Origin of the sequence: Plantibacter sp. VKM Ac-2876 (genome assembly GCF_015350715.1) — a bacterium.
Classification (GTDB): Bacteria; Actinomycetota; Actinomycetes; order Actinomycetales; family Microbacteriaceae; genus Plantibacter; species Plantibacter auratus.
Genome location: NZ_JADKSI010000004.1, coordinates 232,331 through 258,787, shown reverse-complemented (window position 1 = coordinate 258,787; position 26,457 = coordinate 232,331). Strand labels below are relative to the sequence as shown.

Sequence of the window (26,457 nt, the reverse complement as noted above, 5' to 3'; positions counted from 1 at the left end):
CACCATCTCCCAGAAAGCAGACCGCACATGAACGGCCGCACCGGCTCCTTCTTCGGCACCGTCCTCGGGCGGGTCACCATGTACCGCCTCGTGACGCTGTCACTCGGCACCCTCGCGATCTACGCCTTCGTGCTGTCGCTGTTCGGGCAGGTGTTCTACAAGCCGCTCGAGCTCCTCGCCACCCTGGCAACGCTGCTCGTCGTCGGCTACCTGACGAACCGCCTGTTCGGCGCGCTGTTCCAGGTGCAGCCGCACAGCGAGTCGTCCGTCATCACCTCCCTCCTGCTGTTCTTCATCCTGTGGCCGACGAGCGAGCCCACCGCGCTGGCCTGGATCGCCCTCGCCGCCACGGTCGCCTCGGCGTCGAAGTACCTGCTCGCGATCCGAGGCCGACACGTCCTCAACCCGGCGGCCATCGCCGCGCTCGTGATGAGCGTGCTGGCGAGCTACGTCACCCTCCCCGGTGTGTCACCGTCGGTCTGGTGGGTCGCCAACCCGTGGCTGCTGCCCGGTGTCGTCATCCTCGGCGGCCTCGTCCTCATCCGGACGAAGCGACTCACGATGGCACTCGTCTTCATCGTGTTCTCCTGGGCGCTCGTCACCGTCCGGCTCGTCACCGGCGGTCAAGAGCTGGGACCGGCACTGCTGGCACCGCTCACGTCGTACCCGATCCTCTTCCTCGCAGCGTTCATGCTCACCGAGCCGCTCACGCTTCCACCGCGGCGCTGGCAGCAGCTCGCCGAGGCGGCGATCGTCGCGGTGCTGTTCTCCATCCCGTTCATGCTCGGCCAGGTGGCGTCGACCCCCGAGCTCGCGCTCATCGTGGGCAACGTGCTGGCCTTCGCCGTCGCCCGTCGTCGGGGGATGCGACTGACGCTCGAAGGCACCCGCGCGCTCACCCCGACGGCGGTCGAGTACCGGTTCAGCTCGAAGCGGTCGATCCCGTTCGCGGCCGGCCAGTACCTCGAGCTGTCGTTGCCGCACCGTGGGGCCGACGTCCGCGGTTCGAGGCGCGTCTTCAGCATCTCCTCGCCGCCCGACGACGACCGTACGATCCGCGTGGCCATGCGTGTGCCCGAGCGGGCCAGTAGCTTCAAGCGGGCGCTGAACGCGCTGCCCGTCGGCGCGAGCCTCTCGGCGACCGGCGTGTGGGGCGACTTCGTCCTGCCGAAGGACACGAGCAAGCCGATCCTGCTCATCGCCGCCGGGATCGGGATCACCCCGTTCGCCAGCCAGCTCTCCCGGCTGCACCTCCGTGCCGACCAGCGTGACGTCGTCCTCGTCTACGTCGTGTCCGACCCGCAGGAGCTCGCCTACGCGGCCGAGCTCGAGACCTGGGGGACACCGGTGCTCGTCGTGGGACCGACGGACGACGTCCGGCTGCCGGACGGCTGGCGTGGCCTCGGACCCGGGCGCCTCGACCACGAGCGCCTCGCCGAGGCCGTCCCCGACCTTGCCGAGCGGGAGGTCTTCATCTCCGGTCCGCCCGCGATGATCGAGGCCCTGAAGCCCGCCCTGCGCGGGATCGGCGTCGGACACGTCCGCACCGACGCCTTCAGCGGGTACTGATCAGCAGGCTCGCGGAGCCGACCAGCTCGGGCGTCGAGCGAGTGGCGGACCGGTTCCATCGGCGGCACGAGCCTAGGATGGTCCACGTGATGCGGCGTTGGCTCCTCTGGTGCGGGTTCGGCCTCGTGCACCTCCTCGTCGGGTGGCTGTGCCTCGTGGCTGAGGGTCTCCCGCTCGGCGACGTCGTCCTCGTGTACCGGCCGTGGGTCGAACAGGCGACGTCCGGTGGCCCGATCCCCGCCATCGACCAGCCCTGGGTCTATCCGATCCTCGCGATCGTGCCGATGCTGATCCCGCTGCTACTCGGCAGTGCCTGGTACGGCGTCGGCTGGCTCCTGCTGGTGACCGCGATGAACGCCGGGGCGTTCGCGGTCCTCCTCGGCAACGGCCACTCGCGCCCACGGCTGATCGCGGCATGGTGGTGGCTCGCGTTCCTCCTCCTGCTCGGACCGATCGCGCTCGCCCGGATCGACTCCGTGACCGTCCCCATCGCGATCGTCGGGCTCCTCTGGGTCGCCGGCCGCCCGCGGGTCGCCGCCGTCCTTTTGACGCTCGCCGCCTGGATGAAGATCTGGCCGGCTGCGCTGATCGGCGCGATCGTCCTGGCGCACCGCCATCGCGGACGGGTCCTGATCGCGGCGGCGGCGACGTCGGTCGTGGTCCTCGGGGTCGGCCTCGTGCTCGGCGGTGCGAACGCGGTCAGCTTCGTGACGGAGCAGACCGGACGTGGTCTCCAGATCGAGTCGCCCATCGGCAACGCCTACCTGTGGCTCGCCGTCCTGGGTGTCCCGCAGAGCTTCGTCTACTACGACCGCGACATCCTGACCTTCCAGGTGACCGGCCCGGGCGTCGACACGGCGATCGCCGTCATGACGCCGCTCCTCGGCCTCGCCGTCGCCGGCGCGGTGCTCCTCGGGGTGCTCGCGGTGCGGTCCGGACGCCCCCTCGTGCAGGTGCTCGCGCCGTTGTCGCTCCTCTTCGTGCTCACGCTCATCATCTTCAACAAGGTCGGGTCGCCGCAGTTCGCGATGTGGTTGGCGGCACCGGTCATCCTCGGGATCGTCCTGCAGCGTCGGCGCTTCCTCGCGCCGGCCGTGCTCGCGCTGATGATCGCCGCGCTCACGCAGCTCGTCTACCCCTATCTGTACCTGTGGTTGCTCAACGTCGACCCGGTCCTCGTGACGGTGCTGACGGTCCGCAACCTCGCCTACCTGGTCCTCGCCGGCTGGGCCGTCCACGCACTGTTCGCCCCGTCACACCATGACGAGGACGTCTCCTCGGCGTCCATCCCCGTCCCCGCTCGAACCCACAAGGAGTGACCATGCTCGTCGCCTTCTCCGTCGCCCCCAGCGGCACCGGCAACTCGGACGGTTCCGTGCACGACGCGGTCGCCGCGGCCGTGCGGATCGTCCGCGAGTCCGGCCTGCCCAACCGGACCGACTCCATGTTCACGACCATCGAGGGGGAGTGGGACGAGGTGTTCGCGGTCATCAAGGACGCCACCGAGGCGGTCGGCGCCTACGGCAGCCGGGTCTCGCTCGTCCTCAAGGCCGACATCCGTCCCGGCTACACGGGTGAGCTGACCGCCAAGCTCGACCGCCTCGACGCCGCGCTCGAGAACGACGGCTGAGCCCATCGGGCAGCGGTCGTCCGGTTTCGTCGGTCGAGGACTCGAATCGATTCGAGGATTCCCGTACACTCGATCCATGCCCACCATCCTGGACGGGTCGACGCAGCTGTCGCCGACCCGTGTTCGTCTTGCCATCCTCGCGCTCGCCGTCGGGGCCTTCGGCATCGGCACGACCGAGTTCGTGGCGATGGGTCTGCTGCCGAACATCGCGACCGATCTCCTGCCCGAGCTGGCCGCGCGCAGCCAGGAGCAGGCGAACGCGCAAGCCGCCTGGTTGATCACGGCGTACGCGCTCGGCGTCGTGGTCGGTGCGCCGACGATCGCCGCGCTCGTCGCGCGATACCGGCGCAAGATCGTCCTGCTCTGGCTGGGTGTCGCGTTCACCGTCGGCACGCTCGCGTCTGCGCTCCTGCCGAGCTTCGGCCTCGTCCTCCTCGCCCGGTTCGTCGCGGCCCTGCCGCACGGCGCGTACTTCGGCATGGCCGCCCTCGTCGCTGCGAGTCTCATGGGGCCCGGGAAGCGCGGCAAGGGTGTCGCGCTCGTCATGACCGGGCTGACGATCGCGAACGTCGTGGGCGTGCCGTTCGCGACCTGGGTGGGCCAGGAGTTCGGGTGGCGCTCCGCCTACCTCATCGTCACCGGCATCTTCGCGCTCGCGACCGTGACCATCTGGTTCGCCGTGCCGGTGCAGGCGGGCAACCCGCAGCAGACGATGCGTCGGGAACTCCGTGTCTTCCGACGCGGCCAGGTGTGGTTCGTGCTCGGGTTCGGGTCCATCGGGTTCGGCGGGCTCTTCGCCGTCTACAGCTATCTCGCGCCCCTCGTGACCGAGGTCGCGGGGGAGTCGGCGACGCTCGTCCCCTGGGCGCTCGCGACCATGGGGGTCGGCATGACGATCGGCAACCTGGTCGGTGGGCATCTCGCGGACCGCGGGGTGAAGCGGGCCCTCATCGTCTTCTTCGCGCTCATGATCGTGGTCCTGACCGCCCTGGCGCTCACCGCGACGTGGACCCCGACCATGTTCCTCTTCGTCTTCGCGGTCGGCTTCGCGTCGCAGGGCCTCGGTCCGGCCATCCAGACGAGGCTCATGGACGTCGCGGGTGACAGCCAGTCGCTCGCCGCCGCGCTCAACCACTCGGCGCTGAACATCGGCAACGCGCTCGGCGCCTTCCTCGGCGGTGTGGTCATCGCCGGTGGCCTCGGCTACCTCGCCCCGGTCTGGACCGGTGTGGCGCTGACCGTGATCGGTCTCGGGATCGTCATCACGAGCTTCACGGTCGAACGACGGCAGCTCCGCCGCGAACTCCTGCGGGCGAACGACGCCGAGGAGCGCCGGATCGCGGACCGCAACCCGCCGACGGCACCGATCCCCGTCTGACCGGCCCCTCCCGGCGCCGATCGCGTCCCGTGGGTGGGGTTGTGGGCGTGGTGCCCAGCGCGGGGCGCTCGCGCGAGCGCGCCCCGCACGCGTCAGCGCGGGTCTCCGGAGACTCGCGCTGACGTCTCCGGGTAGCGATCACGCCGAACAGTGCGGTCTCGCGTCAGCGCACCGCGCTGGCACCGATCCCCGCGCGCTCGCGTCGGCGCACCGCGCTGCTAGTCGACGATGATGCCGTCGAGGATCGCCCGCTTGCGCAGGGCGACCTTGGTGCCGACGTCGATGCCGGCGTTGCGGTACTTCTCGCGGATGCGCTTGAGGTAGCTCTTCGCGGTCTCGTCGGAGATGCCGAGGCTCTCGGCGACCATCTTCACGGGCTCACCGGCGGCGTACAGTGCCATGACACGTCGCTCCTGCGCGCTGAGGCGGGGGCCGGTGCCGGAGGCGCCGCTCGCGAGTGCGAGATCGAGCTCGGGGGAGATGTAGGACTCACCGCGTGACGCCGCACGGAGGGCGTGCACGATGGTCTCGGCGTCCTCGCTCTTCGCGAGGTAGCCCAGGGCGCCGGCAGCCAACGCCTCGCGGACGACCGCCGGGTCGCTGTAGGTGCTCATGAGCACGGTCGTGACGCCGGTGGTCTTCAGCGTCGCGAGCTTCACGGCGACCGGGACGTTGTCCTTGAGGTCGACGTCGAGGAGCAGGACGTCGACGGGGAAGGCGGGGTGCGTCAGCAGCTCCGGCCAGGAGGGGGTCACGACGACGAGTTCGATGTCGTCGGCGACGCTCCTGATCCACTCGGTGAGCGCACCGAGCAGCATCCGGTGATCATCGACGATGCCGACCCTGATGCGAGACTCCTGTGACGTCATTGGCGTTCCCCTTTCCGCTGGCCCGCAGCAGGATTGTCGACGGTGCTGTCGATCTCGATCCTGATCCGGGATTTCTGGTACGTGTCCGTAGAGCTGCCCACTCGTCCGAGCGCTTCCCACACCGCGGGATCCACCTTGGCACGTTGCACTCCGACCGCTTCGAGGACGATCGGGATGACGAGCGCACCTGATCGGCCCGGTCGTTCGGAGCGGTCGACCGGTCCGAGCGTCAGCACAGCCCTGGCACTCTGCGCATCTGCTTCCCCGAGGAGCAACCATACTGCAGAGAGCAGTCCATCCCGCTGATCCGTTGCGAGATACGTCGCGAGTCGCTCAGGGTCGCGCAGGGTCGCGCTGTCGGACAACACGGACGACTCCTGGAACGCGTGCTCGAGCCAGGACTCCTTGCCCTCGGACATGAGATGACGTCGGAGCTCGGTCGCCAGGCGCGAGGCCCGCGCGGCGAGCTCGGGGCTGAGCGGGAGGTCGACCGAGCCGTCGGCGACACCGACGAACAGCTCCTCCGCTTCGAGGTCGAGGGTGACGAGTTCCTCCGAGTCGAAGAACCCGAGTGCGTCCCGGACGCTCGCGACGGTGGAGGCGACCATGACCCGGTCGAGTTCGAGGCGGACGATCCGGCGGTACTGGGAGACGATCGCGCAGGCGATGAGCGGCGGGACGACGGCGACCGCGGCGAAGAGCAGCTCGGCCCCGAGCGTCGCGGTCTGGGTCCGCGTGACCGTGAGGATCGACCCCACGAGCATCAGCCCGAGCACCACGGTCGCGGCGGCGATGTCGCGGACCGGGCGGAGGGTGACGACCGCGAGCAGGACGCCGCCGACCGCCGCTGCCGCCGTCGGATAGACCCCCACGGCGTCGCGACTCCAGACGCTCGCGAGGTCGAGCGCGGCGACCACCACCAGCTGGATCAGGAGCGCGACGAACAGCCGGTCCGAGAGGTGGAACGCGGAACGGCGGAGCAGGAGGAAGGTCGACGCGATCGCCGCGGTGAGCAGGAGCCAGGCGACGACGCTGAGCAGTGGTCGCGGGTAGTGGTGGACCGATCCGACGAAGCGGATCGCGGCGTAGACGACGAGGATGAGGCCGGACACCGACAGTCCGATGCCGAGCTGTGTCGTTCCGAGTGACGAGCGCTGCCGGTCAATGGCGCGCCGATGGCGGTAGCGCCGGGTCGGCCCGGTGGCCTCAACGAAGGCGTCGACACTCATGCTTGCGGGACCTCCAGGATGACGGTCGTCCCGGCCCCCGGGGAGGAGAAGACGCGCGCCTGCCCACCGACCTCCTGGATGCGCGCGACGACCGATTCCGCGACGCCGAGGTGGCCGTCCGGCACGGCCGACGGATCGAACCCGGTGCCGGTGTCGGTGATGAGGAGTCGGGCGGTCAGCTCGTCGATCGAGACCGTGACGTCGGCCGAGTCGACGCCGGAGTGACGCCGGACGTTCTCCAGGCACTCCCCGAGCGCGAGGAGGAAGGCCTCCCGCACACGTGGGTCGAGGTTCGCCTGTCCACCGCCGTAGACGTTGACCGTGAGACCGAGCCCGGCGAACCGGTCCGTCACCGCCTCGATACCTTCGTCGAGGGTGAAGTCGGCACCCCGCTGGAGGATGTACGAGCCGGAGGAGACGGGGCTGAGCTCCTCGCCGAGGCGGAGGCTGCGGAGCAGATGCGCGTCGTTCCCGGCCTGCGAACGGAGGGCTGCGGCGTCGACGCCGCGTCCGGAGTGGGCGAGCATCGTGAGGGTCGCGAGCGCGGTGTCGTGCAGCAGTCGTGCGTCCTGGCGTCGCTGTGATTCGGCCTGGCTCGCGAGCCGCTCGGCGTTGTAGGCGTTGCCGATGGTGTCGACCCGGCGGATGAGCCGCGGGATGCTCGTGTCGAGCCACCCGCCGAAGGCACCGATCGCGACCCACACGACCGCGGTCAGGCCGATGGTCGGGACCGTGAGCGCGGTTGGCCCGGTGACGACGATGCTGGTGACCGCCGTCACGACGAACGCGGTCAGGAGCAACGGCCAGGTGCGCCGGAGCGGCACGAGTCGGGCCGCGACGGCGCCCATGCCGAGGGAGGTGATCGCGGCGATCGCGCTGGCGGAGCCGACCTGGCCGGTGTTCCCGTCGGACAGACCGATCACGATGACGACCCCGACACCGACCAGGAACACCAGCACCACCCACCGACGGCCGTCGTACTGCTCGGCGGCCACGTGGGTGAGCGCGAGGGCGGCGACGAGGACGAGGAGGACGGTGTACCGACCTCCTGAGACGACGCCCGGGACGCTGAGGATCATCGCGGCCGTGACGCACCCCGCGAGTCCGAAGAGACGCGTCGTACGCAGCAGCAGCCGTCGCTGGGTCCTCGCCACCCGATCCATGCTCACGCTCCTCTGAGGAGTCACCTTATCGGGTGACACGACCGCCGCGGAACGGGTGTCGGACAGACGGGGCGCGGCTGTCAGACGGCGAGGAGCCGGCTGAGATGCGGGGCGACCAGCGCGTTCTCGATGAGGAAGCCGTCGTGTCCGAAGTCGGACCGGAGGACCGACGGTCGGGTGCCGTCGAGGTTGCCGGGGAGATGGAGCGCGATCTCCTCCTGCCCGCTGACCGGGAAGAGTCGGTCGCTGTCGATCCCGAGCACGAGTGACGGACCGGTGTAGGCCCGCAGCGCCGCGCCGACGCCGCCGCGATCGCGTCCGACGTCGTGCGAGTTCATCGCCTCGACGAGGGTCACGTAGCTCCCGGCGTCGAAGCGTCGGGTGAACTTGTTGCCGTGGAAGTCGAGGTAGGACTCGACGGCGAAGCGTCCGCCGTGCCCGAGCGGGCTCACGCTCGACTGCCAGCTGCGCTCGAACCGGGCGTTCAACTCACCCGGGCTGCGGTAGTTGAGCAGGGCCATCCGGCGGGCGAGCGCGAGGCCGCGGTGCGGGCCCTCGCCGTCCGGGGCGTCGTAGTAGTCGCCGCCCTGGAAATGCGGGTCCGTGCGGACCGCTTCGAGCTGCACGAAGTTCAGCGAGATCTGGTCCGCCGTCGTGACCGGGGGTGCGGCGATCACGGCCAGTCGGTCGACGAGCTCCGGGTGGGTGGCGGCCCACTCGAGGGCGTGCATGCCGCCCATCGACCCGCCGATCACCGCGGCCCAGCGGTCGAGTCCGAGGTGGCCGAGCAGTCGGTGCTGGGCCTCGACCTGGTCGCGGATGGAGGTGTACGGGAACCGCGAACCCCACTCGACGCCGTCGGGTGCGAAGGAGGAGGGGCCGGTGCTGCCCTGGCAGCCGCCGATCATGTTCGGCGCGACGACGAACCAGCGGTCCGTGTCGACGGCGAGTCCCGGACCGACGATGCCGGCCCACCACCCGGCGGTCGCGTGTCCGTTCCCGGCGCCACCGAGGACGTGGCTGTCTCCCGTGAGCGCATGGAGGACGAGGACCGCGTTGCCGCCGTCGTCGTCGAGCGTGCCCCAGGTCTCGTAGGCGAGTCTGGCGTGCGGGATGCTCCCGCCGTGCTCGAAGTCGAGTCGGCCGAGCGGGGCGAAGAGCCGGTCGCCCGGCCGGTCGCCGTCGCGCCAGGCGCCGCTCGAGGGCGGGTTCGCGAGCAGGGCGCCGACCTCGGCTTCGGTCACGAAGCGGGAGGGCACGCTGTCTTCCGGGGTCTGCCAGTCCATAGGTCTCCATTGTGGCGTGCCCGGAGGCGTCGACCGGCCGTGTTACGTCACCCGATCGGTCGTGGTCGGCGCGGTGCGCTGACGCGAGTGTGCTCCCGCCGGCATCGGCGCGCCGGAACGGGCTCGGGCGACGGGGAACGGGCTCGAGTGACGCGGGACCGGCCCGAGTGCGCGACGAACGACGCGAGCGCGGGTCTCTGGAGACCCGCGCTCGCGGTTGTGGGGTGCGCTCGCGTCAGCGCACCGCGCTGGCGCAACCCGGGAGGGGGACGCCTCGGGACGGAATCAGACCCGGGCGGCCTCGACGACCTGCTTCGCGGCGGTCAGACCGGCCTGGAGGTCGGCCGTGATGTCGTCGATGTTCTCGAGTCCCACCGAGAGCCGCACGAGCCCGGGCGTGACGCCGGCCGTGAGCTGCTGCTCCGGGGTGAGCTGCGAGTGCGTCGTCGACGCCGGGTGGATGACGAGCGAACGGACGTCGCCGATGTTCGCGAGGTGTGAGAACAACTGCAGCGAGTTCACGAAGGCGCGGCCGGCGTCGACCCCGCCCTTCAGCTCGAACGACAGGACCGCTCCGACACCCTTCGGGGCGTACTGGTTGGCCGCCGCGTACCAGGGGCTCGACGGCAGACCCGAGTAGTTGACGCTCGCGATGTCGGGGTGGGCGTCGAGCCACTCGGCGACCTGCTGGGCGTTCTGCACGTGGCGCTCGATGCGGAGGCTGAGCGTCTCGATGCCCTGGATGAGCTGCCAGGCGCTCGCCGGGGCGATGGCCGCACCCAGGTCGCGCAGGAGCTGCACGCGCGCCTTGATGATGTAGGCGAGCGCGTCACCCACGGCGTCCGTGTAGACCGCGCCGTGGTACGAGGGGTCCGGGGTCGTGAGGCCCGGGAACTTGTCCGCGTGCCCGGTCCAGGAGAAGGTGCCGCCGTCGACGATGACCCCGCCGATGACCGTGCCGTGACCGCCGAGGAACTTCGTCGCCGAGTGGACGATGATGTCCGCTCCGTGCTCGAAGGGACGGATGAGGTACGGGGTGGCGATCGTGTTGTCGACGATCAGCGGGACGCCGGCCTCGTGCGCGACGTCGGCGACGAGGCGGATGTCGAGGATGTTGATCTTCGGGTTGCCGATGGTCTCCGCGAAGAACAGCTTCGTGTTCGGGCGCACCGCACGCTGCCACTCCTCGGCGTCGTCCTGGTTCTCCACGAAGGTGGTCTCGATGCCGAGCTTCGCGAGCGTGTACTTGAAGAGGTTGTACGTGCCGCCGTAGATCGACGAGGACGACACGATGTGGTCGCCCGCCTGCGCGATGTTGAGGACCGCCGAGGCCTCCGCCGCCTGCCCGGAGGCGAGGAGGAGGGCACCGCTGCCGCCCTCGAGCGCGGTCAGGCGCTCCTCGACGACGGCCTGCGTCGGGTTCTGGATGCGCGTGTAGATGTTGCCGAACTCCGCGAGGGCGAAGAGGTTCTTCGCGTGGTCGGCGTTGTCGAACACGTAGCTCGTCGTCTGGTAGATCGGCGTGGCCCGAGCCTTCGTGACCGGGTCGGGCGCGGCTCCGGAGTGGATCTGCTTCGTCTCGAACTTCCAGTCGTTCGTGGCATCGCTCATGGTGGATGGTCCCCTCTGCTCGGGTGGTCGGTGCTGCTCGGGTGATGGGTGTCGCCGGTGTGGCCGCTCGGTCCGACAGCGATGTCGCCGGGCGTGGCTCCGGGTGGTGCTCCGTCGTGACCCCGAGGCTACCGGCCCCACCTGCACGCGCCAACCGCGCGGACACACGGCGTAACGGCTCGGCCCGGTGGCTACCCTGGAGGCATGACGACGAGACGTGTGGTGGTGACCGGTGCGAGTTCAGGGATCGGGGAGGCGACGGCGAGGCGTTTCGCGGCCGACGGTTGGGACGTCGTGGCGGTGGCCCGCCGTGCGGAGCGGCTCGAGGCGCTCGTCGCGGACATCGGCGGCACTGCGGTCGTCGCCGACCTGACCGTGCAGGCGGACGTCGACGCGCTCGCCGCCCGGGTGGAGGAGCTCGGCGGCGCCCAGGCGCTCGTCAACAACGCGGGCGGTGCCTTCGGCCTCGCGTCCGTCGAGGACGGAGACGCGGAGGACTGGCGGCGCATGTTCGACATCAACGTCCTCGGCACGAAGCGCGTGGTCCAGGCGCTCCTGCCGATCCTCCGTCGGAGCATCCCGGAGGGTGGCGCCGCCACCATCATCGGTGTCACCTCGATCGCGGGCCACGTCGCCTACGTGGGTGGCGGCGGGTACAACGCGGCGAAGTTCGCCGAGCGCGCGCTCTTCGAGGTGCTGCGGCTCGAGCTCAACGGCGAACCCATCAGGGTGATCGAGGTGGCGCCGGGCATGGTGCACACGGAGGAGTTCTCGCTCGTGCGCTTCGGTGGCGACCAGGACCGCGCCGACGCCGTCTACGAGGACGTGCCGGATCCGCTCTCGGCCGACGACGTCGCCGAGGCCATCGTCCACGCGACCTCGCTGCCGCCGCACGTCAACCTCGACCTCATCACGATCAAGCCGGTCGCCCAGGCCGCCCCGTACCGCCTGGCGAAGGGACCGTTGCGCGTCGCGGAGTAGAACCCCTTCGACAGGCTCAGGGACCGGTTGGGAGCTCAGGGACCGGTCGGGCGCTCAGCAGCGGGATCGGTGCGTGGCTCGGGTCCCGCGTCGACCGGGGCCGCGTCCGCGAAGGCGAGTTTCGGGACGAAGCAGAGCAGGACGGCGGCGACGAGCGCCCCCGCCCCGCAGATCGCCCAGACCGTGAGGTAGCCGGACAGGCTCGACGCCCCGGCGGTGACGGCCTGCGCGGCGCCGGCGAAGAGCACCACGCCGAAGACGGCCGAGGCGAAGGAGCCGCCGATCGTCTTCGTCGTGTTGGTCAGCGCCGATGCGACACCCGTCTGCCCGCGAGGTGCGGCGGCCGCGGCCGCGGCCGGCATGGCGCCGACGAGAGCACCGGAGCCGAGCCCCGCGATCGCCATGTTCAGGAAGACCTGCCACGTCTCGAGGTGGAACGGGAGGAACAGCAGGTACCCGACCGCGACGAGTGAGGCGGCGATGATGAGCGCGATCCGAGGCGTCGCCCAGCGCGACACGAGTGGGAACAGGAGCGCACCGACGATCATCGAGATCAGGTAGGCGCCGATGAGCGTGGAGATGTCGCCGGCGTCGAGCCCCAGCCCGTACCCGTTCTCCCGGGGTGTCCCCGCATAAGTGCTGAGCGGGGCCTGGGCGCCGAGCAGGCTGATCCCGATCAGCCCTGCGGTCAGTTGCACCGGCCACATGTTCGGTTGCCGGAGCACCCGGAGGTCGATCGCCGGGTCGGGCTGCCGCAGTTCATGTCGCCCGAACGGCAGGAACGCGAGTACGCCGATCGCGATGAGCCCCCACACCCACCACGTCTGCGGACCGTTGAGTCGCAGGAAGGTGAGCCCCGAGGTGATGAGGAGGAGCGCGAGGCTGAGGAGCACGAAGCCCGCGAGGTCCAGGGTCCTGCCCGGCAGGGGTTCGGACTCGGGGACGCCGAAGAGGATGGCGAAGAAGACGAGGGTCACCGCGACGGCCGGCAGCATCATCGTGAGCGGGATGTCGCCGCCGAGGGCGGTGAGGATGCGTCCACTCGACAGCGCACCGATGATGGCCCCGGCCTCGAGCGCTACGACGAGGAGCCCGGCGGCCCGGCGGGTCTGCGAGGCCCCGGTGCCGGAGCGACGGCCCCGCTCGAAGATGAGTGCGATCTCGAGTGGCAGCCACACGACGTAGAAGCCCTGCAGCGCCCAGGCCGCGAGGAACGACCAGAAGTCCCCGGCGACGACGAGCCACCAGCTGGCGCCGGCCGTCAGCACGGTGGAGACGAGGAGGACCCGCTTGTGCCCGAACATGTCTCCGAGCTTCGCGAGGATGGGCACGACGAGCGCCGACAACAGCAGCTGCGCGGCCTCGAACCAGTTGAAGTCCGCGTCGTGGATGCCCAGGTGCTCGACGAGGTCGGGGATGAGTGGGACGTAGTAGCCCTGCAGGACACCGCTCGTGATCTCGACGAGGAACAACCAGCCGATGAGTCCTGCGGTGATGCCCGCTGCCGAACCACGGATCGACGTCCGCCATCCGGTCGCCGAGGCTCCGCCGGTCGTCGTGCTGTCTCGCGCCATGTGGGGATGGTACAGGCGGCCCGGCCGGCAGGATAGCGTTGGAGGATGTCGACCGAGAACCCCAGCGCAGCGTCCCCGGAGCGAGAGGTCCTCGACTGGCCCACGTTCGGTGACGCGGCCCGCGAACTGTCCAGTGCGATCGTCGCGAGCGGGTTCCGGCCCGACTCCGTCGTCGCGATCGCGCGCGGCGGGCTCCTGCTCGCCGGTGCCATCGCCTACGCCCTCGACGTGAAGGCGTGCGGCGCGCTGAACGTCGAGTTCTACACCGGGGTCGACGCGCGTCTCCCCGAGCCCGTCGTGCTCCCGCCGCTGCTCGACGTGGCCGGGTTGCCGGGGAGCCGGGTGCTGCTCGTCGACGACGTGTCCGACTCGGGTCGCACGCTCGCGATGGTGCTGGAACTCATGCAGGCGAGCGGTGCGGAGGTCCGCACGGTGACGCTGTACGAGAAGCCGCAGACGGTGCTCCGTCCCGACTACGTGTGGAAGCGCGTCGACCGCTGGATCTCCTTCCCCTGGTCGACGCTGCCGACGATCACGGCCTGATCGTCCCCGCCTGATCCGGGGTGCCGGGTAGGGTCTCAGGGTGAGTGTTTTCCTCCTCGGCGGTCCGGCCGCCCCAGAGACCGAGTCGACCGTCTACGCAGCGTTCATCGCCGAGGCGGCCGCGCTCGCGGTCGTCGCCGGTCGGTTGGCCCCGCGCATCGCGATCGTCGTCGTGCACGACGGCGACGGGCTCGAGCAGTCCGCCGCCCTGGAACGCGCCGTGGCACGCTCCGGTGAGATCGAGGCGATCCGCGTGGTCGTCCGCGAGGGCGGCGTGGTCGCGCAGGCTCAGCTGGCCGAGGTCGACGGGATCGTCGTCGGCGGTGGGCTGCCCTCGGCCTACGCGGAGGCGGTCGCGCCGGTCGCCACCGACATCCGACGCCTCGTGGCGTCCGGTCTGCCCTACCTCGGTATCTCGGCCGGGGCGATGATCGCCGCCGAGCACGCGATCATCGGCGGATGGCGTGTCGGTGAGGTCCCCGTGAGCCCCGAGGCGGCGTCCGAGGAACTCGACGAGGTCACGATCGGCGACGGTCTCGGGCTCGTCGACATCGCCGTCGAGGCGCACGCCGCACAGTGGGGCACCCTCGGGCGCCTCGTCGCCGCGACGGAGGCCGGGGTCGTCGACGGTGGTGTCGCGATCGACGAGAACACGGCGCTCGTCGTCGGGCAGGGGGCGCTCTCCGTCCTCGGTGGCGGCAGTGTCTGGCAGGTCTTCACCGCCGAGCACGGGGTCGTCGTCCGCACGATCGGCGCCGAGCAGCCGCAGCAGCAGTAGTCCATGACGGACGGCATCCTCGGCGGCAGCCCGGCACAGCTCGCCGCAGCGGGGTCGATGGACGAGGGCTGGGCCGACGCGCTCGCACCCGTCGCGGACGACCTCACGACGATCGACCACTGGCTCGCGGCCCAAGCGGCGGCCGGCGCCCGATGGTTGCCGGCACCCGAGCTCGTCCTGCGGGCCTTCCGCACGCCGTTCAGCGCGGTCCGGGTCCTCATCGTCGGGCAGGATCCGTACCCGACGCCGGGTCATCCGATCGGTCTGTCGTTCGCCGCGGACCGGGAGGTGCGCCCGCTGCCGCGCAGCCTCGCGAACATCCACCGGGAACTCCGCGAGGACCTCGGCGTCCCGACGCCGGAGCACGGTGATCTCAGTTCGTGGACCCGACAGGGCGTGCTGCTCCTCAACCGCGTCCTCACGGTCGAGGCGGGTTCCGCCGGGTCGCACCGCCGACACGGTTGGGAGGCGATCACGGAACAGGCGATCCGCGCGCTCGCCGCACGCCCCGCACCGCTCGTGTCGATCCTCTGGGGCAAGGACGCCGAACGACTGGCACCGCTGCTCGAATCATCGACCGACCCCGACCGCCACGTCATCGTCTCGGCGCACCCGAGTCCGCTCTCCGCCTCGCGGGGCTTCTTCGGCTCCAAGCCGTTCAGCCGCACGAACGACTTCCTCGTCTCCCGCGGCGTGGACCCGATCGACTGGTCGCTCGACTGACGACCGGGTCGTGGCGTCGGCCGCAAGGGCTGTCCGCCGACCCACCCCCTCGTTAGGCTTGGGGGATGCTGGAAGAGGAGTACGAGCCGAGGCGCCGGCTGCCGCCGCACCTGCGCAAGCCGCCGACCCCCGAGACGCCGTTCGCCTTCACGATGCGCGACGCCACTGCGGCCGACCTGCCCGACATCCGGGCGATCTACAACCACTACGTCGCCAACAGCATGGTCACCTTCGACGAGGACGCGATGACCCTCGCCGAGTGGCGCTCCAAGTTCGCCTACCTGCAGCGGCTCCAGCTCCCGTTCATCGTCGCCGTCAACCCGACCGGGCAGATCCTCGGGTACGCGCTGTGTGCGCCGTGGAAGCAGAAGCGCGCGTACCGGTTCACGGTGGAGAGCTCGATCTACCTCGGAGCCGCGGCGACCGGCAAGGGCCTCGGCACCGATCTGCTCGGTGAGCTCATCGAGCGCTCGAAGGCCGCCGGGCTCAAGGAGATGCTGGCCGTCATCGCCGACAAGGGCGCCGAGTCGTCGATCGCCCTGCACGAGAAGTTCGGGTTCACCGAGGTGGGCCGCATGGGCCGAGTCGGGTTCAAGTTCGGCCGCTGGATCGGCACGGTCCTCCTCCAGAAGTCCCTGAAGCGCTGAACCGGTCGACGCCCTTCGACAGGCTCAGGGACCGGAACGGCCCGGGAACGGGGACCACCGGAGACCGCCGCCTCTAGGCTGGTCGCATGGCGGAACTCCACGAGCTGACGGCGCTCGAGCAGTGGCAGGCGTTGCAGCGGGACGAGGTCTCACCGACGGAGCTCGCCCGGCACTACCTCGACCGGATCGAACGCCTCGACGACGCGATCGGCGCCTTCACCTCGGTCGCCGCCGGATCGCTCGCCGAACGCGTGGAGGCGGTCGACGCGCTTCCTCGGACCGCACCGCTGTGGGGACTCCCGATCGGCGACAAGGACCTCGTGTCCCGTGCCGGTCAGCCCGTCCGCTTCGGGTCGCGGCTCACAGCGGATCTCGTGGCGACGACGGACGACGAACTGGTCACCGTCCTCGACCGGGCCGGTGCGGTGAGCCTCGGGAAGACCGCGACCCCGGAGTTCGGGCTCTACGGCTACACGGAGCCGCTCCACGGGATACCGACCCGGAACCCGTGGGCCCTCGACCGCGGAGCGGCGGGGTCGAGTGGCGGGGCCGCAGCCGCCGTCGCCGCGCGGCTCCTCCCGTTCGCCCCCGGCTCCGACGGCGGCGGCTCCGTCCGCATCCCGGCGGCCGCCTGCGGGCTCGTCGGTCTGAAGCCCACGAGGGGGCTCGTCCCCGCGGGCTCCGGTGTCGACCGACTCGCCGGCCTCGTCGTCCCCGGGCCGATCGCCCGGACCGTCGCCGACGCGGCGCTCCTGCTCGACGCGATGATCGAGCGCGTGCACGGACGCATCGACCACCACTTCACGCTGCGCGCACCCGACGCCGACGACGGACCACTGCTCGGGCACGCCGTGCGCGGTGAGGGCCGGTTCCAGTTGGCGGTCCTCGACGGCTCACCCTGGGACAGCGCCTTCGAGCTGGCGGTCGACCCGGAGGCCCTCGCGGCCGTCGACGTCGCCACCCGGGCGTTCACCGCGATGGGGCACGGCCTGGAGGAGCTCACCCTCCGCGACGCCGAACGGTACCCGGCCGACTTCACGACGATCTGGCAGGCCTCGGCGGCCGGTGTCCCGGCGTCCTCGGAGGCGGAGCTGGCGCTCCTCGAACCCATCACGAGGTCCCTCGTCGAGCGCGGTCGGGCGCTGCCGGCGACCCGGCTCATGGAGACGCTCGCCAGTCTCCACCGGTTCGAGCGCAGCGTCCTCGCGCAGTTCGCGCCGTTCGACGCGATCATCACGCCGGCCCTCGCCCAGACACCACGGCCGATCGGGTGGTACGACCAGGGCTCGCCCGAGCTGAACTTCGAGCAGCAGGTGCGCTACGCGCCGCACACCTCCTTCGTGAACGCGACCGGCTTGCCGGCCATCACGCTCCCGGTGCACGAGACGTCCGAGGGGCTGCCGATGGGTGTCCAGCTGATCGGGCGCCCCGGAGGCGAGGCGACCCTGCTCGCCCTCGGTGCGCAACTGGAGCGGCGACTGCGCTGGCAGGACCGCGTCCCGTCCGTCGCCCGCTGACCGATCGTCGCCCTCGCGTCGCCCGGTGGCGTATGACGGGATGTGACACGGCGGCCGGACCTCGTCCCTCCCGCTGCGCCTAGGGTGCTCAGGCGGCCCGGTCCGGACGGACCGATCGCCGCTCCACCGGAGGAGTCGATCATCAGCGCACAGTCCAGCCCAACGCAGTCCAGCCCCAAGCAGCTCATCCTCAACCTGTTCGAGATGAACTGCGTGAGCCACATCACCCACGGCCTCTGGCGCCTGCCGGACAACCGACGCGACCAGTACACCGACATCCGGTACTGGACGACACTCGCCCGGACGGCTGAGGCGGGCGGGTTCGACGCGATCTTCATCGCGGACGTGGTCGGCACCTACGACGTGTTCCGTGGCGGCCCGGCCGACGCCCTGCGCGAGGGCCTGCAGATCCCGAACAACGACCCGCTGCTCGTCGTCCCCGCGATGGCCGCCGTGACCGAGCACCTCGGCTTCGGCATCACCTTCTCGACGAGCTACGAGCCGCCGTTCGCCTTCGCCCGTCGCATGAGCACCCTCGACCACCTGACGAACGGCCGCGTCGCGTGGAACATCGTCACCTCGTACCTGCCCAACGCCGCACGGAACTTCGGCCTCGCCGAGGAGATCCCGCACGACGAACGGTTCGCGATCGCCGAGGAGTACCTCGATGTCCTCTACAAGCTCTGGGAGGGCTCGTGGGACGACGACGCCGTCGTCCGTGACCGTGAGGCCGGCGTCTACTCCGACCCCGACAAGGTGCGGTACATCGATCACGTCGGGCGCTACTTCCAGGTCGCCGGACCGCACCTGTCCGAGCCGAGCGCGCAGCGGACGCCGCTGCTCTACACCGCGACCGCCTCACCGGCCGGCATCGCGTTCGCCGGACGGCACGCCGAAGCGGTGTTCACGGGCGTGCGGGGGCCTGGTGGTGCAGGACCCCTCCTCGAGCGGTTCCGTGCGGCAGCGGCCGACAACGGACGCGACGGGGCCGCACTGAAGATCGTCGTCCAAGCCGCCGTCATCGTCGCTCCGACGCAGGAGGAGGCCGAGGCGAAGGCCGCGGAATACCGGGAGCACGCGAGCCTCGTCGGCCGGTTCGTGCACGCGAGCCTCCCGTTCGACCCTCAGGCGCACCCGGAGGATCGGACGGTCGCCGAGGCGCTCGCCGCAGAGGGGGTCCCGGCGGACGCCCTCCCGCCCCAGGTGACGGCCGGCACCGTCGGCGACTTCGTCAGCCGGGTCGGCAGCGACCTCGAACGGGACTTCTTCGCTGTCGGCACCCCCGAGGTCGTCGCCGACGAGATCGAGCGATGGTTGGACGAGGTCGGTATCGACGGCATCAACCTGCGGCAGTACCACAGCCTCGACACGCTCACCGACTTCGTCGAACTCGTCGTGCCGGAGCTGCGTCGCAGAGGGCGACTGCGCGACGCGTATCGACCGGGGGAGACGCTCCGTGAGCGGCTGACCGGGGGAGCCGCCCGGCTCCCGTCAGACCACCCGGCCGCGCGGTACCGCGGTGGACGGAACCTCGGCGACCAGCACGAGAGGGCGCTCGACGGTCACACGGCGTCATCGAGGGAACCCGCGGGAAACCTGTCGTAACAGAGCGGCGGGGTGGCCCGGTGCGCCGTCCAGGATGGGCAACCACACCGGCACAGCACCGGACCACCCCGACCCACAGGAGTACCCGTCATGACCCGAACCACCAGACGGCGAGCACGACTCGCCGCCGCAGCCCTCGTCGCCGTGAGCATCGCGCTGACCGGCTGCTCGGCGGCGTCGGCCTCGTCCGACGCGGACGGTGGCAGCCTCACCTACCTCGACGCGGAGATCCCCACCTCGGCGCAGGTGCAGGAGGCGGGCACGTGGCAGACCCGTGCGCTCCAGCAGAACATCACCGACCGCCTGCTCTACCGGAACGCGGAGACGGGCGAACTCGAACCATGGATCGCCGACTCCTGGACCGTCAGCCCCGACGGTCTCACGTACACCTTCGTGATCCGTGACGGCGTCACCTACAGCGACGGCACCGCCGTCGACGCCTCGAGCGTCGCGAAGAACCTGAACTGGCAGTCGACCGGCGACGAGGCGAAGGGGACGACCCCGAACGCGCAGTTCCCGCCCGGTCTCGTCGCGACGCCGGACGATGCGACCAGCACCGTCACCGTCGTCCTCGCCGCGCCGTACGCGCCCTTCCTCAACGTGCTCACCGGGTGGGGATCCGGGCTCGTCGCCGACGCCACGATCGATGCGAGCAAGGAGGAGCAGTCGAAGTTCGTGAACCTCATCGGCTCCGGTCCCTTCGTCGTCGCCTCCGAGACCTACGGCAAGGAGATCGTGCTCGACCGTCGTGAGGGCTACGCCTGGGCCCCGCCGTCCTCCCCGAACCAGGGCGAGGCGCACCTCGCCTCGGTCACGGTCATCCCCGTGCAAGAGGACAGCGTCCGGCTCGGCACCCTGAAGTCGGGCGAGGCGGACGTCATCCGCTACGTCCAGCCGAGTGAGGAGCAGGGGCTCGTCGACGCCGGCTACGACATCGTGTCCAAGACGGGTGTCGGTCTCAGCAACCAGTGGTTCCTCCGCAGCCAGGCGCCGTTCCTCGACGACGTCGACGTCCGCAAGGCGCTGCTGCACGCGATCGACCGTGAGCAGATCATCGAGACGCAGTACACCGACAGCTGGACGCCCGCGACGTCGGTGCTGTCGCCGGGCACCTTCGGCTACGTCGACGAATCGGCGAAGTTCGCCTACGACCCGGATGCGGCGAACAGCCTCCTCGACGGAGCCGGCTGGACCGAGCGCGACGCGGACGGCTACCGCACGAAGGGCGGCGAGCGGCTCACGGTGAAGACCTACATCGACGTCTACGACAACACGGCGAAGAGCCTCTTCCAGCAGATCCAGAACCAGTTCAAGGACGTCGGGATCGAGCTGTCGCTCAATGAGCTCGACTACTCCACCTACTGGGCGACCGCGTTCGCGGACCCGGATGTCGGTGCGCTCCGGGTCGGTTGGCCGCACCCGGACCCCTCGAAGGGCCTCAGCGAGTACTACAGCAAGGACGGCTCCGACCTCCTCGGTCTCGCCGGCGCCGACACGACCCTGCAGTCGCTGCTCGACGCGCAGAACGCCGCGACCGACGACGACACCCGCGCGGCGATCCTCGGCCAGATCCAGGACCACCTGATCGACCAGGCCTACGTCGTCCCGATCCTCAACGACAGCCAGGTGTTCGTCACCCAGCAGCGGGTGAAGGGCTTCTCCCTCACCGACGGCGCCCTGCCGGAGTTCTACAACACCTCGATCGAGGACTGAGCGTGCGGGAGGGCCGTCGATCGGACGGCCCTCCCGTCTCCGGTCCCGTCCCTTCCGAGAGGAGGCCCCACATGTCCAACCAGCATCCGAACGCCAGCGCGGCGGACACGCGACGCCGGCAGTACCGCGAGTACGTGATCAGGCGCGTCGCCCAGGCGCTCCTCGTGATCGCCCTCGTCTACACGCTCGTCTTCTTCACCCTCTTCGTCCTGCCCGGCGACCCCATCGAGAACAAGCTGACGAGCCCGCTCAACCCACTGCCCCCGTCCGCCGGCGAGGCGCTGCGGGCGTACTACCACTTCGACCTGTCGCCGATCGAGCAGTTCGCGCTGACGGTCGGTCGGCTCCTCCACGGGGACCTCGGCTACTCGCTCGTGAGCGGTCGTGCCGTGTCGGACCTCGTCGCGCAGGGCTTCTCGGACACGACCGTGCTCGCGGGCGTGGCGTTCGTCATGACGATCGTGCTGTCGCTCGCGATCGCGCTCACCGCCGTGTACGGCCCCGTCAAGGCGATCAGGAGCATCGCGGCCTCGGCGCCCATCGCCTCGATCTCCGCGCCGAGCTTCCTCATCGGCTTCGTGCTCCTCGCGATCTTCTCGTTCCAGCTCGGCTGGGTGTCGTCGGTGCGCGATCAGGGCTTCGTGTCCTACGTGCTCCCGGCACTGACCCTGGCGCTCGCCGTCAACGGTCCGTTGACGCAGGTGTTGATCCAGGGACTCCGGAAGGCCGCGGACGAACCCTTCGTCGCCGTGCTCCGCGCGAAGGGGACGAGCGAGGTCCGGATCGCGCTCGGCCACGTCCTGAAGAACGGTGCGATCCCGTCGATCACGATGCTCGCCCTCGTCGTCGGAGAGCTGCTGGCCGGCGCCGTCGTCGTCGAGGCCGTGTTCACCCGCACCGGCCTCGGATTCATCACCTTCGAGAGCGTGCGCGATCAGGACACCCCGGTGATCCTGGCCGTCGTCATCCTCATCTCCTCCATCTACGTCGGCATCAACCTCGTGACCGACCTCGTCTACCCCGTCCTCGACCCGCGCATCGTCCGCCCGGGGCATGGGCGGTCCCGACGCTCCCGCCTCGCCAGGCCGGCTGTCGCGACAGCGGCGGCGACGGGGACGGCGGTGCCCGACGGTATCCCGACGAAAGCGAGCGTGGACGCATGAGTCTCCGACTCCAACCGGACCGCGACGTCACCGCGGCCGACGACGGACCGGACGCGTTCCGTCGACTCCTCGGCCGCCTCGGGGTCGCTGACGTCCTGGCGATCATCGTGGTCGGTCTCGTCCTCGTGTCCGTGGTCGCACCCGGCCTCCTCACGCCGCACGACCCGCTCGAGCCCGACGACGCCAACGCGCTCGCCGCTCCATCGGTCGCGCACTGGTTCGGAACCGACTCCCTCGGTCGCGACCTGCTGTCGCGGGTGATCCACGGCACCGGTCGGACCCTGCTCGGCTCGGCGGTCGCCGTCCTCATCGGTCTCGGCGCCGGCACGGTCCTCGGGCTCGTCGCCGCGTCGTTCGGCGGTCTCGTCGACGCCGTCATCAGCCGGATCGTCGACGTGCTGCTCTCGATCCCCGGGCTGCTCCTCGCGATGGTCGTCGTCGTGGCGCTCGGCTTCGGCACCCTGAACGCGGCCGTCGCCGTGGGGATCTCCTCGATCGCGGGGTTCACCAGGATCATGCGCTCCGAGGTGTTGACGGTGAAGGACCTGCCGTTCGTCGAGGCGAGTCACCATCTCGGCGGTTCGCGGGCGTACGTCCTCGCGAAGCACGTCTTCCCGAACTCGTACTCCGCGGTGCTGTCGCTCACGGCCCTCCAGTTCGGCCTCGCGATCATCTGGATCTCCTCGCTCAGCTTCCTCGGGTACGGAGCTCCGCCGCCCGACCCGGAGTGGGGCCTGCTCGTCTCCGAGGGTCGTCAGTACGTCGTGTCCTCGCCATGGCTCGTCGTCGTCCCGGGCCTCGTGATCGCCGTCACCGTGCTCGCCATCAGCCGTCTCAGCCGACTCACCCGCGAGAGGACCACCGCATGAACCAGGCAGCCCTGCAGCACAGCGCACTCCACGTCGTCGACGCGGCTCCGGTGCCGTTGCTCGTCGACGGACTCGCCGTCGGATACCGGACGCGTGGTTCGAGGGGGCCGACCGACACGGTGCGCGACGTGTCGTTCCAGGTCGGGCGCGGCGAGACGGTGTCGCTCGTGGGCCAGTCCGGTTCGGGGAAGAGCACGATCGCCCGGGCGGTCGCGGGGCTCCTCCCGGGCAACGGCTCGGTCACCGCGGGTCGGGTCGCCGTCGCCGGACACGAGGTGGCCGACTTCTCCCGGAAGCAGTGGCGCCCCCTGCGCGGTTCGACGCTCGGTTTCATCCCGCAGGATCCGCTGAGTTCACTCGACCCGCTGCAGAGGATCGGCGTCCAGATCGCCCACGCGGTCCAGGTGGCGGGCGACACCCCGCGCTCGGAGGTCCCCGCGCGCGTCATCGAGCTGCTCGAGCATGTGGGCATCCGTCAGGCCGCGGTCCGCGTGCGGTCCTACCCGCACGAGCTCTCGGGCGGGCAGTTGCAGCGGGTGCTCATCGCGATCGCCATCGCGGCGAGCCCCAAGCTGCTCATCGCCGACGAGCCGACGTCCGCGCTCGACGTGACCGTCCAGCGGCGCATCCTCGACCTCCTCGACGGCCTCCGGCAGGAGCTCGGGCTCGGGATCCTCTTCATCACCCACGACCTGGCGCTGGCGCAGGAGCGCAGCGACGCGATCGTGGTCCTGCAGGACGGGAACGTCCGCGAGTCGGGCCCGGCCGAGGAGGTGTTGCTCGCACCGCGGCACCCCTACACGGTGGGGCTGCTCTCGGACTCACCCGCGTCCTCGCCCTTGCGCTACCGGGAACGCATCAGCGCTGCGGCCGAGCAGGTGCAGGCGGAGCAGCGCGGCGGGACGAACGCGGCGCCCGCGGTGGTCGAGGTGTCGCACGTGTCCAAACGGTTCGGACGCGATCCGCAGGCGCCGCCCGCACTCGACGGCGCGTCGCTCGTCCTCCGTCCGCGTTCGATCCACGCGCTCGTCGGCGAGTCCGGGTCGGGCAAATCGACGCTCGCGCGCATCGTCGCCGGGCTCACCTCCTTCGACGACGGCTCGGTGCGGGTCGCCGGCCGGGAACTCCCGCGGGACAACGCCGTCGCCAACCCCTTCGCGCGCGACCTCCAGCTGGTCTACCAGAACCCGCTCTCGGCGGTCGATCCGCGGTACACCGTCGGACAGATCATCGAGGAGCCACTGCGGATCCACGGGGTGCGGAGCGCCGCCGAACGCCGGCGCCGCGTCGCGACCATCCTCGACCAGGTCGCCCTCCCCGCGAGTGCACTGGGGCGTCGTGCACGGGAGGTGTCGGGCGGTCAGCGCCAGCGGGTCGCACTCGCGAGGACGCTCGTCCTCGCGCCGTCGGTGCTCGTCCTCGACGAGCCCACCTCGGCGCTCGACGTCTCGGTGCAGGCGCAGATCGTCGAACTGCTCCTCGACCTCCGGGACGAGCACGCGCTCAGCTACCTGTTCATCTCGCACGACCTCGGTCTCGTCCGGCAGATCGCCGACGAGGTGACGGTGCTGTCGACCGGGCGCGTCGTCGAGTCGGGCCCGGCCTCGGCCGTCCTCGGGCATCCGCAGCACGCGTACACTCGGGAGCTGCTCGACGCGGTGCCGCGGTTCGACGTCGACCGGCTCGATCCGAGCCGGTTCGAGGCCGTCGGATGAGCGCACCGACCACGGAGCCACGCACGGAGGAGACCATGTCACGATCGTTCGACGACCTCGTCGCCGAGGCCGACGCCGCCTCGGTCGACGGATGGGACTTCTCGTGGCTCGACGGCCGAGCCAGTGAGGCGCGCCCCTCCTGGCGGTTCTCGGAGCTGCTCGGGAGACGTCTGGCCGACGTCCCGTCCTCGCTCGACCTCGAGACCGGCGGGGGAGAGGTGCTCGACACGGCGCCGGTGCTCCCACCGCTCGCGGCCGCCACCGAGTCCTGGCCACCGAACCTCGCCCGAGCCGCCGCCCGCCTGCACCCGCGCGGGGTCGTCGTCGTTCGCACGGAGGAGGGTGCTCCACTGCCGTTCGCGGACGACTCGTTCGCGCTCGTGTCGAGCCGGCATCCCGTCGCTGTGGACTGGGCCGACGTGGCGCGGGTGATCGCGCCGGGAGGAGGCTACCTCGCCCAGCACGTCGGACCGGCGAGCGTGTTCGAACTCGTCGAGGCCTTCCTCGGCCCGCAGCCCGAAGCCGTCCGTCGAGCACGTCACCCTGACGACGAGGCCCACGGTGCCCGCGCCGCCGGACTCGAGATCGTGGAGCTGCGGACCGAACGGCTGCGGATCGAGTTCCACGACGTCGGTGCGATCGTCTGGTTCCTGCGCAAAGTGATCTGGATGGTGCCCGGATTCACCTCCGCGCGGTACCTCGACCGCCTGCAGGAGCTGCACCGGTCCCTGCAGGAGGACGGCCCGTTCGTCGCGCACTCCTCCCGAACCCTCATCGAAGCGCGCAAGCCCGCCCGGTGACCGAGGCCCTGCCGAGGCGCCCTTCGACAGGCTCAGGGACCGGGATGGAGGAGATGATCCCCCTACGGGTGGGGCCACCGGCATCCCGACGTAGGCTCGTCGTGACGGCGAGTGGAGGACGATCGAGTGGTGGATGTCGGCACCGGACGGCGACCGGTCTCCCGCCTGCGCACCCGCCTGCTCGCCGGGCTCCGCTCACGCATCCTCGCGGTCTTCGCGGTGGAGCAGGACCGCCCGCCGCAGTGGACGCTCGATCTCGAGGACGGCACCGACGCAGGGTTCTTCACGCCCGACTCCGCGGCCTGGACGGTGCACGGCGGTGTCGAGACCATGGTCGCCGGCATCCGGGCGCTCCTCCTGCAGGCGGCCCACCCCGGGGCGCTCGCCGGCGTGCACGACTGGTCCCGGTACCGGGAGGACCCGCTCGGACGGCTGGACGGCACCATCCGCTGGATCTTCACCGTCACCTACGGCGATCGCGAAACGGCCCGTCGGACGAGCGACTACGTGCTCAAGCTCCACGAACGCGTCGTCGGGGAGTACCTCGACGCCCATGGCGTGGTGCGCCCGTACGCGGCCAACGACCCGGACCTCCTGCGCTGGGTGCACCTGGCGTTCACCGACGCCTTCTTGAGCGTGCGACAGACCTGGGGCGGTCGGATCCCCGGTGGTGCGGACGCCTATGTGGCCGACTGGGCACTCGCGGGCGAACTCATGGGCGTCGTCGACCCGCCCCGCTCCGAGGCGGAATTGGCCAGGCAGCTGCGCGGGTACCTCGACGCGGGCGAGCTGACCGGCGGCCCGCGGGTGGACGAGACCCTGGCGTTCCTCCGACGACCGCCGCTCGACCGCTCGCTGCTCCCCGCCTACGGGATCCTCTTCGCGGGAGCCGTCGCGACGATCCCACCCGAGTACCGCCGCATCCTCGGGCTCCGCACCGCCCATCTCGGCCCGATCCCGCTGCCGGTCGTGACGGCGACCCGGGTGGTCCTGTGGATCGTGGGGCTCGTCCTGCACGGTGAGTCGCCGAGCCAGCGCGCGGCCCTGCGCCGGCACCGGCGCCTGGCGGACCCGCCGGCCTGAGGCCCTTCGAC

At 70.7% G+C, this 26,457-nt stretch carries 23 protein-coding genes; 17 read left to right on the top strand and 6 right to left on the bottom strand.

The window, feature by feature from the left end:
• Positions 1-27: 27 nt before the first annotated feature.
• The 4 genes from ITJ62_RS17695 to ITJ62_RS17680 all read left to right on the top strand — a co-directional run bounded on the left by ITJ62_RS17695 (position 28) and on the right by ITJ62_RS17680 (position 4,577).
• On the top strand, positions 28-1,569 hold the full coding sequence (locus tag ITJ62_RS17695) for an FAD-dependent oxidoreductase (protein ID WP_194604978.1): 1,542 nt from the start codon (positions 28-30) through the stop codon (positions 1,567-1,569).
• An 89-nt stretch (positions 1,570-1,658) separates the two neighbouring features.
• Positions 1,659-2,888 (top strand): glycosyltransferase 87 family protein, encoded by a 1,230-nt coding sequence (locus tag ITJ62_RS17690; protein WP_228498761.1) that lies wholly within the window; start codon positions 1,659-1,661, stop codon positions 2,886-2,888.
• 2 nt (positions 2,889-2,890) lie between these two features.
• A complete protein-coding gene (locus ITJ62_RS17685; RefSeq protein WP_064295260.1) occupies positions 2,891-3,199 on the top strand; it encodes a thiamine-binding protein in 309 nt (102 codons plus the stop codon).
• A 76-nt stretch (positions 3,200-3,275) separates the two neighbouring features.
• Entirely contained in the window at positions 3,276-4,577 is a 1,302-nt protein-coding gene (locus ITJ62_RS17680) for an MFS transporter (RefSeq protein ID WP_194604972.1), read from the top strand.
• A gap of 218 nt (positions 4,578-4,795) precedes the next feature.
• Here the strand turns inward: ITJ62_RS17680 and ITJ62_RS17675 are convergent, their stop codons facing one another.
• The 5 genes from ITJ62_RS17675 to ITJ62_RS17655 form a co-directional block, all read right to left on the bottom strand.
• On the bottom strand, positions 4,796-5,446 hold the full coding sequence (locus tag ITJ62_RS17675) for a response regulator transcription factor (protein ID WP_056012577.1): 651 nt from the start codon (positions 5,444-5,446) through the stop codon (positions 4,796-4,798).
• Positions 5,443-6,675, bottom strand: a complete 1,233-nt coding sequence (locus ITJ62_RS17670) for a hypothetical protein (RefSeq protein ID WP_194604969.1) — start codon at positions 6,673-6,675, stop codon at positions 5,443-5,445. The genes ITJ62_RS17675 and ITJ62_RS17670 overlap by 4 nt, the downstream gene beginning before the upstream one ends.
• Complete coding sequence (locus ITJ62_RS17665) at positions 6,672-7,829, bottom strand: sensor histidine kinase (protein ID WP_194604966.1); 1,158 nt, start codon at positions 7,827-7,829, stop codon at positions 6,672-6,674. Before ITJ62_RS17665 ends, ITJ62_RS17670 begins: the two co-directional genes overlap by 4 nt.
• Positions 7,830-7,918: 89 nt before the next feature.
• The gene (locus tag ITJ62_RS17660; protein WP_194604963.1) at positions 7,919-9,124 is read right to left on the bottom strand and encodes a homoserine O-acetyltransferase; all 1,206 of its coding nucleotides are present in this window, start codon (positions 9,122-9,124) and stop codon (positions 7,919-7,921) included.
• Between the two features lie 285 nt (positions 9,125-9,409).
• Positions 9,410-10,735, bottom strand: a complete 1,326-nt coding sequence (locus ITJ62_RS17655; protein ID WP_194604960.1) for a bifunctional o-acetylhomoserine/o-acetylserine sulfhydrylase — start codon at positions 10,733-10,735, stop codon at positions 9,410-9,412.
• A 204-nt stretch (positions 10,736-10,939) separates the two neighbouring features.
• On the opposite strand from ITJ62_RS17655, the gene ITJ62_RS17650 reads away from it, so the two are divergent.
• The gene (locus ITJ62_RS17650; RefSeq protein WP_194604957.1) at positions 10,940-11,716 is read left to right on the top strand and encodes an SDR family oxidoreductase; all 777 of its coding nucleotides are present in this window, start codon (positions 10,940-10,942) and stop codon (positions 11,714-11,716) included.
• Between the two features lie 35 nt (positions 11,717-11,751).
• Here the strand turns inward: ITJ62_RS17650 and ITJ62_RS17645 are convergent, their stop codons facing one another.
• Positions 11,752-13,290 (bottom strand): MFS transporter, encoded by a 1,539-nt coding sequence (locus tag ITJ62_RS17645; protein WP_194604954.1) that lies wholly within the window; start codon positions 13,288-13,290, stop codon positions 11,752-11,754.
• 45 nt (positions 13,291-13,335) lie between these two features.
• Here ITJ62_RS17645 and ITJ62_RS17640 point away from each other — a divergent pair, with 45 nt between their 5' ends.
• From ITJ62_RS17640 to ITJ62_RS17585, 12 genes are all read left to right on the top strand, one after another.
• On the top strand, positions 13,336-13,833 hold the full coding sequence (locus tag ITJ62_RS17640; RefSeq protein WP_071262460.1) for a phosphoribosyltransferase: 498 nt from the start codon (positions 13,336-13,338) through the stop codon (positions 13,831-13,833).
• A gap of 40 nt (positions 13,834-13,873) precedes the next feature.
• Positions 13,874-14,611: a Type 1 glutamine amidotransferase-like domain-containing protein gene (locus ITJ62_RS17635; protein WP_064295268.1), complete on the top strand. Its 738-nt coding sequence runs from the start codon at positions 13,874-13,876 to the stop codon at positions 14,609-14,611.
• A gap of 3 nt (positions 14,612-14,614) precedes the next feature.
• On the top strand, positions 14,615-15,334 hold the full coding sequence (locus tag ITJ62_RS17630; protein ID WP_194604952.1) for a uracil-DNA glycosylase: 720 nt from the start codon (positions 14,615-14,617) through the stop codon (positions 15,332-15,334).
• Positions 15,335-15,399: 65 nt separating this feature from the next.
• The gene (locus tag ITJ62_RS17625; protein WP_079707223.1) at positions 15,400-15,981 is read left to right on the top strand and encodes a GNAT family N-acetyltransferase; all 582 of its coding nucleotides are present in this window, start codon (positions 15,400-15,402) and stop codon (positions 15,979-15,981) included.
• Positions 15,982-16,067: 86 nt separating this feature from the next.
• Complete coding sequence (locus tag ITJ62_RS17620) at positions 16,068-17,498, top strand: amidase (RefSeq protein ID WP_194604949.1); 1,431 nt, start codon at positions 16,068-16,070, stop codon at positions 17,496-17,498.
• A gap of 114 nt (positions 17,499-17,612) precedes the next feature.
• Complete coding sequence (locus ITJ62_RS17615) at positions 17,613-19,103, top strand: NtaA/DmoA family FMN-dependent monooxygenase (protein WP_370582011.1); 1,491 nt, start codon at positions 17,613-17,615, stop codon at positions 19,101-19,103.
• 90 nt (positions 19,104-19,193) lie between these two features.
• Positions 19,194-20,816, top strand: coding sequence for an ABC transporter substrate-binding protein (locus tag ITJ62_RS17610; protein ID WP_194604945.1), 1,623 nt, complete (start codon positions 19,194-19,196; stop codon positions 20,814-20,816).
• Between the two features lie 71 nt (positions 20,817-20,887).
• Entirely contained in the window at positions 20,888-21,979 is a 1,092-nt protein-coding gene (locus ITJ62_RS17605) for an ABC transporter permease (protein ID WP_228498759.1), read from the top strand.
• Positions 21,976-22,848, top strand: coding sequence for an ABC transporter permease (locus ITJ62_RS17600; protein ID WP_194604943.1), 873 nt, complete (start codon positions 21,976-21,978; stop codon positions 22,846-22,848). The genes ITJ62_RS17605 and ITJ62_RS17600 overlap by 4 nt, the downstream gene beginning before the upstream one ends.
• Complete coding sequence (locus ITJ62_RS17595) at positions 22,845-24,563, top strand: ABC transporter ATP-binding protein (protein WP_194604939.1); 1,719 nt, start codon at positions 22,845-22,847, stop codon at positions 24,561-24,563. Before ITJ62_RS17600 ends, ITJ62_RS17595 begins: the two co-directional genes overlap by 4 nt.
• A 35-nt stretch (positions 24,564-24,598) precedes the next feature.
• Positions 24,599-25,363, top strand: a complete 765-nt coding sequence (locus ITJ62_RS17590) for an SAM-dependent methyltransferase (protein WP_194604936.1) — start codon at positions 24,599-24,601, stop codon at positions 25,361-25,363.
• 129 nt (positions 25,364-25,492) lie between these two features.
• Positions 25,493-26,446: an oxygenase MpaB family protein gene (locus tag ITJ62_RS17585; RefSeq protein ID WP_370581993.1), complete on the top strand. Its 954-nt coding sequence runs from the start codon at positions 25,493-25,495 to the stop codon at positions 26,444-26,446.
• Positions 26,447-26,457 lie beyond the last annotated feature (11 nt).

Coding starts and splice junctions, on each gene's coding strand:
- ITJ62_RS17695 (WP_194604978.1), top strand. CDS start 28: ATGAACGGCCGCACCGGCTCCTTCTTCGGCACCGTCCTCGGGCGGGTC.
- ITJ62_RS17690 (WP_228498761.1), top strand. CDS start 1,659: ATGCGGCGTTGGCTCCTCTGGTGCGGGTTCGGCCTCGTGCACCTCCTC.
- ITJ62_RS17685 (WP_064295260.1), top strand. CDS start 2,891: ATGCTCGTCGCCTTCTCCGTCGCCCCCAGCGGCACCGGCAACTCGGAC.
- ITJ62_RS17680 (WP_194604972.1), top strand. CDS start 3,276: ATGCCCACCATCCTGGACGGGTCGACGCAGCTGTCGCCGACCCGTGTT.
- ITJ62_RS17675 (WP_056012577.1), bottom strand. CDS start 5,446: ATGACGTCACAGGAGTCTCGCATCAGGGTCGGCATCGTCGATGATCAC.
- ITJ62_RS17670 (WP_194604969.1), bottom strand. CDS start 6,675: ATGAGTGTCGACGCCTTCGTTGAGGCCACCGGGCCGACCCGGCGCTAC.
- ITJ62_RS17660 (WP_194604963.1), bottom strand. CDS start 9,124: ATGGACTGGCAGACCCCGGAAGACAGCGTGCCCTCCCGCTTCGTGACC.
- ITJ62_RS17655 (WP_194604960.1), bottom strand. CDS start 10,735: ATGAGCGATGCCACGAACGACTGGAAGTTCGAGACGAAGCAGATCCAC.
- ITJ62_RS17650 (WP_194604957.1), top strand. CDS start 10,940: ATGACGACGAGACGTGTGGTGGTGACCGGTGCGAGTTCAGGGATCGGG.
- ITJ62_RS17645 (WP_194604954.1), bottom strand. CDS start 13,290: ATGGCGCGAGACAGCACGACGACCGGCGGAGCCTCGGCGACCGGATGG.
- ITJ62_RS17640 (WP_071262460.1), top strand. CDS start 13,336: ATGTCGACCGAGAACCCCAGCGCAGCGTCCCCGGAGCGAGAGGTCCTC.
- ITJ62_RS17630 (WP_194604952.1), top strand. CDS start 14,615: ATGACGGACGGCATCCTCGGCGGCAGCCCGGCACAGCTCGCCGCAGCG.
- ITJ62_RS17625 (WP_079707223.1), top strand. CDS start 15,400: ATGCTGGAAGAGGAGTACGAGCCGAGGCGCCGGCTGCCGCCGCACCTG.
- ITJ62_RS17620 (WP_194604949.1), top strand. CDS start 16,068: ATGGCGGAACTCCACGAGCTGACGGCGCTCGAGCAGTGGCAGGCGTTG.
- ITJ62_RS17610 (WP_194604945.1), top strand. CDS start 19,194: ATGACCCGAACCACCAGACGGCGAGCACGACTCGCCGCCGCAGCCCTC.
- ITJ62_RS17605 (WP_228498759.1), top strand. CDS start 20,888: ATGTCCAACCAGCATCCGAACGCCAGCGCGGCGGACACGCGACGCCGG.
- ITJ62_RS17600 (WP_194604943.1), top strand. CDS start 21,976: ATGAGTCTCCGACTCCAACCGGACCGCGACGTCACCGCGGCCGACGAC.
- ITJ62_RS17595 (WP_194604939.1), top strand. CDS start 22,845: ATGAACCAGGCAGCCCTGCAGCACAGCGCACTCCACGTCGTCGACGCG.
- ITJ62_RS17590 (WP_194604936.1), top strand. CDS start 24,599: ATGTCACGATCGTTCGACGACCTCGTCGCCGAGGCCGACGCCGCCTCG.